The following is a 12999-nucleotide window of genomic DNA, read 5'->3' on the forward strand; positions in this document are numbered from 1 at the left end:
GACCCGACCCGGTGCGGGGCCTCGCTGTTTTCAGGCCACGTGCAGGACCGCGTCGGCGTTCTCGAGCAGCTCCGGGGTGAGCGGTGCGTACCGGTGGTCGGCGTCGTCCCGGGTGCGACCGGCCGGGATTTCCGTGGTCAGGCACCAGGTCTTCGTTTCGCGCTGCAGCAAGCCTTCGTAGGTGTCCGCCGCCGGCTCGCCGAGGCCGAGGGCTTCGCTGTGGCCGAGGCTGCCGGCGATGAAGGCGTACCGCTCGCCGAGCCGCGCCGCGACGATCGCCCCCGCGCCCGATCCGAGGTGGGCGTTGTGCGCGAACACCAGGGTCCGGCCGGGCTGCGAACCGTGGATGTCCAGGAGGTTCCGGGCCATGATGACCGCTCGGGCGCTCGCGAGGCGCGCGATCCTCGTGTCCCGGTCCCCGGGCAGCGCCGACGCGGCGTGGTAGCGCAGCAGATCGAGCCCGGCCATCGCGTTGATCCGCGCGCGGTTCGACTCCGCGGTCTCGATGCGGGCGTCGAGGGCCATGAGCAGGTCGTCCGCGATGACCCGCAGCTCGCGGGCCTCGGGTGACGCGCCGGGCGACGCGGCCGGGTCGAGGATCGCTTCGGACCGGCTCCACCGCTCGTCGTCGCCGGTCAGCGCCGCGATGTCGACGTCGAGGCCCAGGTGGTCGCGGGCGTGTTCGAGGTAGGGGCGCGGGCTGGGGGCGCTGAACATCTCCGTCGGGGCGTCGAAGCCGTGGAAGGTCAGCGGTTCGGCGGCGGTCTCGTTGTACTCGCGCAGCCAGTCGAGCAGCTGCCGGTTGGCGGCCAGTTCGCCGAAGCCGTGCGAGAACCCACCGTCGAGCGCGGCGACGCGGTCGGTCTCCAGCGCGATCGACCGGAAGCCGTGCTCGGCGAGCCAGGCGAACAGCTCGTTGCGGATCCGCGCGAAGGCCGGTTCGAAGTGCGTCGGCTCCCCGAACGCGAGCAGTTCGGCGGTGAGGTCGGTGATGTCCATGTGGTTGAATCGTATCCTTGAAGACTCGTTTGAGACCGGCTGACCTCGCCCGTGAGCACGGCATCTCCACGCAGGCGGTCCGCAACTACGAGCGCGACGGCTTCCTCCCGCCGGCCGCGCGCACGCCGAGCGGCTACCGCGTCTACACGGAAATGCACGCGGCGGCCCTCCGGGCGTTCCTGGCGCTGGTCCCGGCCTACGGGCACGCCACGGCCGGCGGGATCATGCACGCCGTCCACGACGACGACCTCGGCCGCGCGCTCACCCTCGTCGACCGCGGCCACGAATTGCTGCTCCGCGACCGCGAAACCCTCAACACGGTCCGGAAGGCGATCGGGCACCTGACGACCGGGCCGGCACCCGAGCCGGCCGCGACCGGCTGGTCGATCGGCGAACTCGCGCACCGCCTCGGCGTCACCGCGGCGACCGTGCGGGCGTGGGAACGCGCCGGCATCCTGGTGCCGTCCCGGAATCGGGCGACCGGCTACCGGGTCTACCAGGGCGCCGACATCCGGGACGCGGAACTGGCCCACCTGCTCCGCCGCGGCGGCCACCCGCTGGAACACATCGCGACGGTGGTCGAGCAGGTCCGCACCGCGGGCGGCACCGAGTCGCTGGCCGAGGCGCTCGAAACCTGGCAGGACCGGCTGACCGCGCGCGGCTTGGCGATGCTCGAGGCGGCCGGCCGGCTCAGCGCGTACCTCGGGTCACGGACGTGAGCCCCGGTGCAGCCGGTCGTACTCGTGCGCGGCCGCGCGCTGGGTGCGCACCGGCAGCGCCGTTTCCTCGGCCTCGTCGTCGACCTCGTTGAGCCCGAGCTGCACGGCCAGCCGGATCTGCTCGCGGTTTTCGCGGACCACGGCGGAGAAGAAGTCGTCGATCCGCGGGTCGAGGAGGACTTCGAGCAGCACCCGGAACGACGTGTCGACGCAGGCGCGCACGATCTCGTCGTGGAACGGCAGCCGTTTGAGCTTCCCGAGCTGCGGGTCCGCGGCGATCTTCTCGGCGATGATCGAGCGCAGCTCGTCCTTGTGCGCCCCGAGCGACTTGGCCAGGTTCTCCGGGTAGTTGCCGGTTTCCAGCACCTTGACGACCTCGTCGAGCACCGCGATCGTCACCGGCTTCTTGATCGCCTTCACGATCGGCTCGGAGAGCTTGTCGACGAGCCGGTAGGTGAACTGCTCCCCGACGGCCCGGTCCGCGGCCCGCCCGATCCGCACGAGCAGCAGCACGACGCTGATGAACTTGTGCGCGGTCATCGCGGGGTGCGCGACCGGGATCATGGCGAACAGCTCGTACCAGTTGCGCACGAGGAACTTCCTGGCCCACCGCCGCTTCCGCCACCGCCACAGGAACTCGAGCAGGAAGACGCCGCAGATCCCGCAGTCGACGGCGAAGATGACGAGCCCGGCGTCCCGCCCGGGCGGGCTGAGCACCATGAACCCGAGCAGCCCGACCGACCCGGCGGCGAGCACGAGCATGATCCAGTCGTCGGCGCGCACGTTCCCGGGCAGGATCCCGCTGTTGAGCTCGGGTTCACTGGTGACCATGCCCGATGATGGCACGGACACCGCTGATCAGCCGTCCGGACCGGCCCCGCGAAGTGACCTGTTTCTGTCCGGCATTCGTCACGTCGAACCGCCGCCCGATACGGCATCGTGGAGGGTGGCGGTCAAGGCGAGGAGGAGCCGGGAGCCTGCTGTTCGGTTCCGGCTCCCGGGGACGCGGTGGCTGGTGGCTGGTGGCTCAAGAAGCGGGCTGCCGGCCCACGCCGGAGGACCTCGCGGGCCGCAGGTCGCCACCATCGGCCGGGTCGCCGGAATTACCTCGGCACCGAGGAAGTCAGCCTTCGAGCACCTCCCGGAGCTTCTCGGCGAAGGACTCGGGCCGGCCGGCGTAGCCGAACTCGCCGCCCAGGAAACCGCCGTGGTGACTCGGGAAGACGGTCGCCTCCTGCCCGAGCAGCCCGGCCGTCCCGACCGCGGCACGCCCGGTGAAGACCTCACGGGACTCCTCGCCGACGGCGATGACGACCCGCGTCGGCGCCGCGGCCAGCGCCTCGACGTCGAGCCGGTAGGTGGTCACCGGGAGGGACCGGTCGGTCAGCAGCGGGTCGTCGCGGCGGCCGTCGTCGCCGGACGGCAGCCCGAACTGCGCCGGGTCCACCGGTGGCAACGCGAAGTAGGCGTCGGTGAACTCGCCCGGCCACGAGGTCATCGCGGAGAACGCCGCCATCCCGGCGCCGAACCCCTTGGCCTGGTAGACGTCCCGGACCGCCTGCCCGGCGCGCTCGGCCGCGGCGGCGTCGGGCAACGACCGGACCAGCGGTGGCTCGTGGGCGACCAGGGTGCGGACGTCGCCGGGATGGGCGGTGACGAGCGCGAGCGCGGTGACCGCGCCGCCGCTGCTCCCGAACACCTCGACGGCGCCGGCCCCCAGTGCCCGGATGACGGCGTGGACGTCTTCGGCTTGGACGGCGGGCACGTGGTCGTCCCGCCCGTCCTTCCGGGCGCTGCGCCCGAGCCCGCGCGGGTCGTAGGTGACCACGGTGCGGTCGGCGAAGTGCGACGCCAACGAGCCGAACCCTTCGGCGGTCATCGGCTGCCCGATCATGAGCAGCGGTGGCCGCGGGCTCTCGGCGGGCGCCGGGCCGTGGACGTCGTAGACGATGTCGGCTTCGGGTGTTTCCAGCGTGTGCGTGGTGGCCATGGTTCCTCCCCGGTCAGGTCTGCTCGGAAGGTTAGGCCGGGGCACCGACAGTTTTGCCCCGCGCGAGTCGCGCGCCGTGGTGTCGATCCACGTCGGCGGGGCTCATGAGGCTCCGCTGGTTGCCGAACCGCGCGCGTGAGTGGCCGACCGGACTCGCACCGGCTTCGCCCGGGGCCACAGCCCGGGGCCTCGTCTCCTTCGGCATCGGCCACGGTGGAAGACGTGGGTGTCGAACCCACCGAGGCGATCGTGCAAGGATCACCCGCGCTCCGGCGCGTCTCCCGAGCGGCGCGTCCGGGACGCGCCGCCACGAGCCCCCGGCAGGAGTCGAACCTGCGACCTGCGGCTTCGGAAGCCGCTGCTCTGTCCACTGAGCCACGGGGGCGCACCCGCGTCGCCCGCACTGTTGCGGCCGAGACGAGCGCAGAGAAAAACGGCACCGGCGGAAGGAGTCGAACCCTCGGGTCGCGGTTCTGGGGACCACGCCGCTTCCGAAGCACGCCGATAAGGAATTGCGAACGCACGAAAAGAGAAAGCCGCCCGAATCGGTTTCCCGATGGGCGGCTCCCGGGCCATGACGAGCACTACGTCATGCCGAGGAGCCAGGAAGGCCATGCCACCGAAGCCGGCGGGCTGCCGGCGCACACGCGGCAGCCGCGGTGTGCCGCGCCTCCCGCGTCCGCATGTGCGTCATGACCACTCCCGATGTTTCTTTCGTGTGGAGCCATCCTCACGCACCGGACCACATGCGGTCAACGCATTTACCGGAAACAATTCCGGCCCGCGATGGGCGGGGGCGAAGGGAGCCGCCAAGGGGGCTCGAACCCCTGACCTTCTGTTTACAAGACAGATGCTCTACCAGCTGAGCTATAGCGGCCTGGCACCGGAGCGCCGCACCCAGTGTACCGAGCCGCCTTCCATGATCCGTTCGGGAGGCAGGATCCGCAGGTCCAGGCGACCATGGAGCAACGTGGTGGACGACACTCCATGATCCGTGCAACGGTCGGCGGGTGGCCGTCGATGGTCATCGGGAACGAGCGAGGAGGTGGATGGATCATGAAGATCAACGAGCGCACCAACGGGGGCCGGGCGACCAGATGGCCGCTCCTCGAACCGCCCGAACAGACCCAGCGGCCCCGCGCGCACCGTCCGAACCTCCTCAAGCGCCGTCCGTGGCACGTCCTCGAAGCGCCGACCGGCGAGCTGCCCGCCGTCGACGCCGACGAGGCCATGGGGCCGCAGCTGCCCGACGAGGCCACCGTCAACTTCGTGCTCGACCTCTCCCTGCGCATCGGCGAGGTCCAGATGGCCAGCGGCGCGGGCGCGTCGGACGTCACCGCGACCATCATCGCCATCGCCGGGGCGCTCGGGCTGCCGCACTGCGAGGTCGACGTCATCTTCACGTCGATCACCGTGACCTGCCACCGCGGCACCGACCTGACGCCGATCACCGCGCTGCGCGTCGTGCGGAGCCGGAGCCTCGACTACACGCGGCTGACCGAGACCGAAAAGCTCGTCCGCAAGATCGTCCGCGGGCACCTGGGTGCCGAGCAGGCGCAGACCGAGCTGGAGCGGATCACCTCCGCGCCGCACCCGTACCCGCGCTGGGTCGCGACGCTGTCCTGGGGCGGCGTCGCCGCGTTCGTCACCATCCTGCTCGGCGGCGGGTTCGACATCGCGCTCGTCGCCTTCGTCATCAGCGGCGTCATCGACCGGGTCGGCCGGGTCGTGAACCGCTACGGGCTGCCGTTCTTCTTCCAGCAGGTGGTCGGCGGCCTGGTCGCGACGCTGTCGGCCATGGTCATCGTGAGCAGCAACGTCCTGACCACCGACAAGCCGACGCTGGTCGTCGCCGCGGCGGTCACCGTGCTGCTGTCCGGGTTGTCCACCGTCTCGGCCGTGCAGGACGCCATCACCGGCTACAACGTCACCGCCGCCGGCCGCACCATGGAAACCGCGCTGATGTCGGCCGGCCTGATCGCCGGGGTCGTGCTCGCGCTGCGGATCGCCGTCATGCTCGGCCTCCCGCGCACCCCGCTGCCCGAGGTCACCGGGTCGACGCCGCAGCAGCTGCCGCTCGTGGTGCTCGGCGGGGCCGGCGCCGCCGCGTGCTTCGCGCTCGCGAGCTACGCCAAGATGCGCGCCATGCTGGTCGCGGCGGCCGCGGGCGGCATCGGCGCCGCCGTCTACGGCGCCCTCATGCTGGCCCGGCTGGACGGCGTCAGCTCGTCGGCGGTGGCCGCGACGCTGGTCGGGTTCTGCGGTGGCGTGCTCGCACGACGACTCGGCGTCACCCCCCTCGTGGTGGCCGTGTCCGGGATCACTCCGCTGCTTCCGGGCCTGTCCACCTACCGTGGTCTGTACCAGATCGGGGTCGAGCCGAGCGGCGACATCTCGACGCTCATGACGGCCGTCGCAATCGGGCTTGCGCTGGCAGCGGGCGTGGTACTCGGGGAGTGGCTGGCCCAGCCGGTGCGCACCGGACTGGGCCGGCTCGAACGGCGGTTCGCCGGACCACGCATGGCTGGTCCGCTCGAACCGACCGAACGGAGCTTGGAGTAATACCGCGGTCACCGAATGTTCATCGCTCACGCGATAGGGTTTCACTCTGGGGCCGCGACCCAGACGCGAGGAGCAGGCGACGTGAGTGACCAGAAGGAGAACTCGAACCAGGCCGATTTCGTCGTGGTGGCGAACCGGCTACCGGTGGACCTCGAACGCACCTCCGAGGGCGAACGCCGGTGGACGGCCAGCCCGGGCGGGCTGGTGTCGGCGCTGGAGCCGTTCCTGCGGTCGAGGAAGGGCGCCTGGGTGGGCTGGCCGGGCGTGCCCGACGTCGACGTCGAGGAATTCGACGACGACGGCCTGGTGCTGCATCCGGTTTCGTTGAGCGCCGACGAAGTCCGCGACTACTACGAAGGTTTCTCCAACGCGACGCTCTGGCCGCTCTACCACGACGTCGTCGAGCGCCCGGTGTTCGACCGCGCGTGGTGGAACAGCTACGTCAAGGTGAACCGCCGGTTCGCCCAGGCCAGCGCCGAGGTCGCCGCCCCGGGCGCGACCGTGTGGATCCAGGACTACCAGCTCCAGCTGGTGCCGGCCATGCTGCGTGAGCTGAGACCGGACCTGCGCATCGGCTTCTTCCTGCACATCCCGTTCCCGCCGGTCGAGCTGTTCATGCAGATGCCGTGGCGCGCCGCGATCATCCGCGGCCTCACCGGCGCCGACCTGGTCGGCTTCCACCGCCCCGGCGGGGCGCAGAACTTCCTCTGGCTGTGCCGCCAGCTGATCGGCCTCGAGTCGACGCGCGGCGCGGTCGGCGTCCGGTCGCGGCCGGGCACCATGCAGGTCGGCGACCGGACCGTGCGGGTCGGCGCCTTCCCCATCTCCATCGACGCCGCCGGCCTCGACAGCCTCGCGCGCACCAAGGGCGTCCAGGAGCGGGCCGCCCAGCTGCGCCGCGACCTCGGCAACCCCAAGACGGTCATGCTCGGCGTCGACCGGCTCGACTACACCAAGGGCATCGACCTGCGGCTGCAGGCGCTGCACGAGTTGCTGCACGAAGGCCGCCTGCAGCCGGACGACGTCACGTTCGTCCAGCTCGCCACCCCGAGCCGGGAGCGCGTCGAGCACTACCAGCGGATGCGCGGCGAGATCGAGCAGATGGTCGGCCGGATCAACGGCGAGTTCTCCCGCGTCGGCCACCCGGTCGTGCACTACCTGCACCAGTCCGTGGACCGCACCGAGCTGGCCGGCTTCTTCTCCGCTGCCGATGTCATGGTGGTGACGCCGCTGCGCGACGGCATGAACCTGGTGTGCAAGGAGTACGTCGCCGCGCGGCACGATCTGGGCGGAGCGCTGGTGCTTTCCGAGTTCGCGGGTGCGGCCGCGGAGCTCTCTAGCGCATTCCTCGTGAACCCCCACGATCTGGACGGGGTGAAGGACGCACTAGTGGCTGCCATTACGCTCGACCCGGCAGAGGGCCGTCGCCGGATGCGCGCCATGCGTCGCCAGGTCCTCACGCACGATGTCGATCGTTGGGCGCGCTCGTTCCTGCAAGCGTTGGGTGCCGAAGGAGTCGACTGACAGTCCGCACCCATGCACGAGCTCCTGAGGAGGAGTGTTGACTGCCGAGGCCCTGCCCGCCGAGCTACGGCGTGCGATCGTCCAGATCGCCCGTACTCCGCGTCTGCTGGTCGCCTGCGATTACGACGGCACGCTGGCACCCATCACGCTCAACCCGGACGAGGCACGCCCGTTGCCCGAGTCCGTCGGGGCCCTCAGATCGCTCGCCGGTCTGCACGAGACCACCACGGCGGTCATCTCCGGCCGCGCCCTGCGCGACCTGGCCACGCTCTCCCGGCTGCCGGCCGAGGTGAACCTCGTCGGCAGCCACGGCTCGGAGTTCGACATCGGCTTCATCCACGCCCTCGACGACAAGGCGCGGGAGCTGCACCGGCGGCTGGAGGCCGAGCTCGAACAACTCGTGCTGGACGTCCCGGGCGTGTCGCTGGAGGTCAAGCCGGCGAGCATCGCGGTGCACGTCCGCCGCGCCGAGCACGAAGCGGGCCGCCGCGTGCTCGCCGACGTCCACTCCGGCCCTTCCACGTGGGAGGGCGTGTCGACCACCGACGGCAAGGAGGTGGTCGAGCTGGCGGTCGTCCAAACGGACAAAGGCCGCGCACTGGACATCCTCCGCCACCAGGTCGGCGCCACCGCCGGGATCTTCCTCGGCGACGACGTCACCGACGAGAAGGCCTTCGCCCGCCTGTCCGGCCCGGACCTGGGCATCAAGGTCGGCGACGGCGAGACCCTCGCCGCGTTCCGCGTGCCCGACACCGTCGACGTCGCATTGGTGCTCGGCTTCCTCCTCGAGGAGCGCCGCAACTGGCTGTACGGCGAGTCGGCCCCGCCGATCGAGCGGCTGTCGATGCTGGCCAACGAGCGCTCGGTCGCGCTGCTGACGCCGGACGCCAAGCTGACCTGGCTGTGCCACCCCGGGCCGGACGCGCCCGCGGTGTTCGCCGACCTGCTCGGCGGCGAGGGGGCCGGCCACTTCTCCATCAAGCCGCACCGCAACGGCCTCCCGCTCGGCCAGCGCTACCTGCCGAACACGATGACGGTCGAGACGCGCTGGTCGCGCCTGCTCGTCACCGACTACCTCGAGCCGGAGAGCGCGCCACACCGGACCGACCTCGTGCGGGTGATCTCCGGCGAAGCGGTGGCGAGCGTCAAGTTCGCGCCGCGGCCCGAGTTCGGCGGCGTGCCGGTGAAGCTGGACGTCACCGACGGCGGCGTGCGGGTGCTCGGCACGTCGGAGCCGTTCGTGCTGTATTCGCCGGGCGTCGAGTGGACCATCACCTCCGACGGCCTGCACGACACCGCGTCCGCACTGGTGCAGCCGACGCCGACCCGGCCGGTCGTGCTGGAGCTGCGCTGCGGCACCACGGACCTCGGCCCGCACGAACTGTCCGAAGTGGAACGCCGGGACCGCGCGGGCCGCTACTGGAGCGAGTGGACCTCGAAGCTGCAGCTGCCCAAGGTGCAGACCGACCTGGTGCTGCGCTCCGCGCTGACGCTGCGCGGCCTGGTCAACACCGACACCGGCGGCGTGCTGGCGGCGGCGACGTCGTCGCTGCCGGAGGAGATCGGCGGCGTCCGCAACTGGGACTACCGCTACTGCTGGATCCGTGACGCGGCGATGACCGTGCGGGAGCTCGTGCACCTGGGCTCGGTCGAGGAGGCCGAGGGCTACCTGCGGTGGCTGCACGGCGTGCTCGCCACCCTGGCCGGCCCGGAGCGGCTGCACCCGCTGTACACCCTGGCCGGCAGCGTCATCGGTGCCGAAGCGGTCATCGAATCGCTGCCCGGGTACGCCGGTTCCCGCCCGGTCCGGGTCGGCAACCTGGCGAACCACCAGGTGCAGCTGGACGTCTTCGGCCCGGTCGTCGAGCTCGTGCAGACGCTCGCGACGGCCCGCCACGAGCTGCGCGACGAGGACTGGCAGATGGTGCGCGCGATGGCGGAAGCCGTGACGCGGCGCTGGAGCGAGCCGGACCACGGGATCTGGGAGGAGCGGCACGTGCCGCGCCACCGGGTCTACTCGCGGGTCATGTGCTGGGTCACCATCGACCGCGCGATCAAGCTGGGCGAGCAGTACGGCCGGGAGATCCCGGGCAACTGGCACGGCCTGCGCGAGGAGATCAAGGCCGACGTCCTCACGCACGGCTGGAACGACGAGGTCCAGGCCTTCACCACGGCCTACGACGGCACGGACCTCGACGCGGCCTCGCTGTTCGTCGGGCTCACCGGGCTGATCGACCCGGCCGACGAGCGCTTCCAGCAGACGGTGACCGCGATCGAGGCGGAGCTGCGCAGTGGGTCCACTGTGTACCGTTACCGCCGCGACGACGGCCTGCCGGGCGGCGAGGGCGGCTTCCACATCTGCGCGGCGTGGCTGATCGAGGCGTACCTGCTCACCGGGCGGCGCACCGAGGCGCAGGAGCTGTTCGACCAGATCGTCGCGGCGGCCGGCCCGACCGGCCTGCTGCCGGAGCAGTACGACCCGATCGCGGAACGGTCGCTGGGCAATCACCCGCAGGCCTATTCCCACATCGGGCTCATCCGGTGCGCCAACTTGCTGGCCGCGAGTTAGCCCTTTCGGTCCGAAAGCCCCTGAAGGCCACCATGACGGCACCCAGTGCCCTTATGGTGGCCTTCAGTGCGTTCTGGAGGTGAGCCGGTGCAGGGGACGTTCGGCCAGGTCGAGTTCGTGCCGCTGCCGCCCCGCTTCGCCGACCGGGTGCGCTGGGGGTCGGTGGTCGTCGGCTGCTCGATGATCGCCGGGATGGTGCTGCTGTTCGGGCTGACGACGTACCTGCAGGGCATCGTGCACGGCCACGCGTTCCCGGACACGCTGCTCGGCAAGGCCGCTGCGGCGCTGCCGCCGCTGGGCGTGCTGGCGATCGCGGTGCTGGTGCTGACCTGCCGCCGCTGCCTCCGCGGCGACTACCTCGTGGTGGCCAGCGCCGAAGCGACCCGCAGCGCGCTGCTGTTCACCTACCTCCTGACGCTGGTGCTGGTCCTCGGCGCCTGCGCGGTGCCGATCGTCTTCCGGGTCTGGCGCGACACCCCGGACCTGCGGGCCGCCGATCTGCTGACGACGTTCTCGACGCTCGCCTTCGCCACCGTGGGGTTCCTGGCCGGGATCCTGTACGTGCGGCCGTCCGTGCGGACGCTCAGGAAGTACAGCGACCACCCGATCTGGTAAGTCCACTGTAGACACAGACCGCGGTGGCAGCGCTCTGCGCAAAGCTACAAAGATTTCTTTGCACAATCTTCTTTGCACGGCTACGGTGGAGTCATGACCAGCGCTCCACCACCGGAAGAGCTCGACCCGGACGCTCTCAAGGCCGTCACCCACCCGCTGCGCCGCCGGATCCTCGGCGTGTTGTCGGCCGGCCCGGCGACAGCCACGAAACTCGCACAGGCCCTGGGCGAGAACACCGGCGCGACCAGCTACCACCTGCGGGAGCTGGCCCGCTTCAGGTTCGTCGAGGACGTCCCGGAGCTCGCGCGGGGCAAGGAACGGTGGTGGCGGACGCGGCCGCGGGACATCCGCTGGCCGCGCCGCAGTGAGCAGAGCGCCGAATCCCGGATGCTGTTCGACGACATGCAGCGGCAGGGGTTCGAGGACGACCTCGAAAAGCTCAACCGGTTCGCGGAAGAGCGTGAGGAGCTGCCCGGCGGCTGGCCGGACGCACTGCTCTTCGCGCGCGGTGCCACGTGGCTCACCGAAGAGGAGCTGCAGCAGCTCTGGCAGGACTACATGGAGCTGTTCCGCCGGTACTGGCGAACCGAAGGCGACCGGTCACCGGAAGCGCGGCGCGTGCTCGTGCGCTGGCTCGCGTTCCCGGATCCAGGGGAAATGACATGACACCAGGGGGTTTTCCATGCGAAGAGGGGTTCTGCCGGCCGGGGTGATCCTGGCGGTCACGGCGTTGGCGCCACCGGCATCGGCGGCCGACGTGACCAACGACGACGTGACGTTCACCAACGGCGGGGTGACCTTGCACGGCACCGTCGTCGCACCACCCGGCGGAACGAAACTGCCGGGGCTGGTGATGATCCACGGCTCGGGGGCACACAGCCGTGACGACTACCGCGACCAGGCGGAAGCCTTTGCGCGGCAAGGCATCGCGACGCTCATCTACGACAAGCGCACCGAGGGCTATTCGCAGTTCGAGCGCTCGTACTCGACTCTCGCGGACGACGCGCTGGCCGCGGTTTCCGTGCTGCGCAAGCGATCCGACGTCGATCCGGCGCGGGTCGGGGTCTGGGGGTTGAGCGAAGGCGGCTGGGTGGCACCACTGGCGGCTTCGCGTTCGTCGGACGTCGCCTTCGTCGTGACGCTGGGTGCGAACGGCGTCGAGCCGTCGCGGCAGCAGGCGTGGGCGGTCGAGAACCAGTTCCGGCGGCTGGGCATGGACGGCTCGCTCGTGCGGATGGCGTCGTCGACGATGTTTCGTCAGCTCGCCGGCGGCGGGGTGTTCCCGGAAGCGCACTACGACCCGGTGCCGGTGCTGAAGAGCCTGCGGCAGCCGGTGCTCGGGTTGTGGGGCGCGAAGGACGTCCTGACGCCACCGGGCGAAGCGGTCCGGATCTTCCGGGAGTCGTTGGCGTACCACACGTTGCGGGTCTTCCCGGACGCGCAGCACCAGCTGCGCCGGACCACCGACGGCTTCGACAAGCTGCCGGGGTACGCGCCCGGCTACCTCGAACTGGTGGGCAGCTGGGTGAACCACCCGCCCGCGGTCTCGAGCGCCGACGCGCCACCCGCGCAGGACCGGCCGAGCACCTCCGTGACGCCGCTCGCCTGGTACGAGCCGACGTGGCTGCAGCTCGCCGTGCTGGTGTTCCTGCTGGTGGCCTTCGCCTGGTACCCGCTGTTCCAGCGCGGTGCCGGGGCGCGGCCGGCCCGCTGGCTGTCGGCGACCGGGCTGCTCGCGGTGCTCGGTTTCCTGGTCGTCGACGTGCTGATCCAGCTGTCGATGGGCAAGGGGCTGGGCCCGGTCGTCGCCGGCCGCCCGCTGCCGTGGCTGGCACTGCAGCTGCTGGCGCTGGGCACGGTGGCCGCCACCATCGCCACGGCGGTGGCCTGGTGGCGCAACCGCGGTCTCCGGCTGGGCGTCCTCCTGACCGGTGGGGTGGTGTTCGTCCCGTGGGCGATCTACTGGGGTCTGCTGGGCGTCTAGGCGCAGTAGGCCCCGGGCGGATCACGACGAAAGCAGG

10 protein-coding genes and 2 tRNA genes are annotated in these 12999 nt (G+C 71.0%); 7 read left to right on the plus strand and 5 right to left on the minus strand.

Annotated elements, in window-relative coordinates:
* Positions 1-30: 30 nt before the first annotated feature.
* A complete protein-coding gene (locus ISP_RS44730) occupies positions 31-999 on the minus strand; it encodes an erythromycin esterase family protein (protein WP_013230387.1) in 969 nt (322 codons plus the stop codon).
* A gap of 17 nt (positions 1000-1016) precedes the next feature.
* On the opposite strand from ISP_RS44730, the gene ISP_RS44735 reads away from it, so the two are divergent.
* Complete coding sequence (locus tag ISP_RS44735; protein WP_013230388.1) at positions 1017-1718, plus strand: TioE family transcriptional regulator; 702 nt, start codon at positions 1017-1019, stop codon at positions 1716-1718.
* Here the strand turns inward: ISP_RS44735 and ISP_RS44740 are convergent.
* From ISP_RS44740 to ISP_RS44755, 4 genes are all read right to left on the minus strand, one after another.
* On the minus strand, positions 1707-2549 hold the full coding sequence (locus ISP_RS44740; protein ID WP_013230389.1) for a hypothetical protein: 843 nt from the start codon (positions 2547-2549) through the stop codon (positions 1707-1709). The two genes, ISP_RS44735 and ISP_RS44740, sit on opposite strands and share 12 nt — an antisense overlap.
* 292 nt (positions 2550-2841) lie before the next feature.
* Positions 2842-3708 (minus strand): alpha/beta fold hydrolase, encoded by an 867-nt coding sequence (locus ISP_RS44745; protein WP_013230390.1) that lies wholly within the window; start codon positions 3706-3708, stop codon positions 2842-2844.
* Between the two features lie 312 nt (positions 3709-4020).
* Positions 4021-4093 (minus strand) — tRNA-Arg (locus ISP_RS44750).
* A 419-nt stretch (positions 4094-4512) separates the two neighbouring features.
* Positions 4513-4585: transfer RNA gene (locus tag ISP_RS44755), tRNA-Thr, on the minus strand.
* A gap of 179 nt (positions 4586-4764) precedes the next feature.
* On the opposite strand from ISP_RS44755, the gene ISP_RS44760 reads away from it, so the two are divergent.
* The 6 genes from ISP_RS44760 to ISP_RS44785 all read left to right on the plus strand — a co-directional run bounded on the left by ISP_RS44760 (position 4765) and on the right by ISP_RS44785 (position 12962).
* The gene (locus ISP_RS44760) at positions 4765-6270 is read left to right on the plus strand and encodes a threonine/serine exporter family protein (RefSeq protein ID WP_013230391.1); all 1506 of its coding nucleotides are present in this window, start codon (positions 4765-4767) and stop codon (positions 6268-6270) included.
* Between the two features lie 81 nt (positions 6271-6351).
* Complete coding sequence (locus ISP_RS44765; protein ID WP_013230392.1) at positions 6352-7794, plus strand: alpha,alpha-trehalose-phosphate synthase (UDP-forming); 1443 nt, start codon at positions 6352-6354, stop codon at positions 7792-7794.
* Positions 7795-7831: 37 nt separating this feature from the next.
* Positions 7832-10363, plus strand: coding sequence for a trehalose-phosphatase (otsB, locus tag ISP_RS44770; RefSeq protein ID WP_034284146.1), 2532 nt, complete (start codon positions 7832-7834; stop codon positions 10361-10363).
* A gap of 87 nt (positions 10364-10450) precedes the next feature.
* The gene (locus ISP_RS44775; RefSeq protein ID WP_013230394.1) at positions 10451-10978 is read left to right on the plus strand and encodes a hypothetical protein; all 528 of its coding nucleotides are present in this window, start codon (positions 10451-10453) and stop codon (positions 10976-10978) included.
* A gap of 93 nt (positions 10979-11071) precedes the next feature.
* The gene (locus tag ISP_RS44780) at positions 11072-11644 is read left to right on the plus strand and encodes an ArsR/SmtB family transcription factor (protein WP_013230395.1); all 573 of its coding nucleotides are present in this window, start codon (positions 11072-11074) and stop codon (positions 11642-11644) included.
* A gap of 43 nt (positions 11645-11687) precedes the next feature.
* A complete protein-coding gene (locus tag ISP_RS44785; protein WP_013230396.1) occupies positions 11688-12962 on the plus strand; it encodes an alpha/beta hydrolase family protein in 1275 nt (424 codons plus the stop codon).
* Positions 12963-12999 lie beyond the last annotated feature (37 nt).

The organism is Amycolatopsis mediterranei (assembly GCF_026017845.1).
GTDB classification, from domain to species: domain Bacteria; phylum Actinomycetota; class Actinomycetes; order Mycobacteriales; family Pseudonocardiaceae; genus Amycolatopsis; species Amycolatopsis mediterranei.

Excerpts from the sequence above, each read along its gene's own strand:
- ISP_RS44760 (WP_013230391.1), top strand. The coding sequence starts at position 4,765 with ATGAAGATCAACGAGCGCACCAACGGGGGCCGGGCGACCAGATGGCCG.
- ISP_RS44730 (WP_013230387.1), bottom strand. The coding sequence starts at position 999 with ATGGACATCACCGACCTCACCGCCGAACTGCTCGCGTTCGGGGAGCCG.
- ISP_RS44740 (WP_013230389.1), bottom strand. The coding sequence starts at position 2,549 with ATGGTCACCAGTGAACCCGAGCTCAACAGCGGGATCCTGCCCGGGAAC.
- ISP_RS44780 (WP_013230395.1), top strand. The coding sequence starts at position 11,072 with ATGACCAGCGCTCCACCACCGGAAGAGCTCGACCCGGACGCTCTCAAG.
- ISP_RS44745 (WP_013230390.1), bottom strand. The coding sequence starts at position 3,708 with ATGGCCACCACGCACACGCTGGAAACACCCGAAGCCGACATCGTCTAC.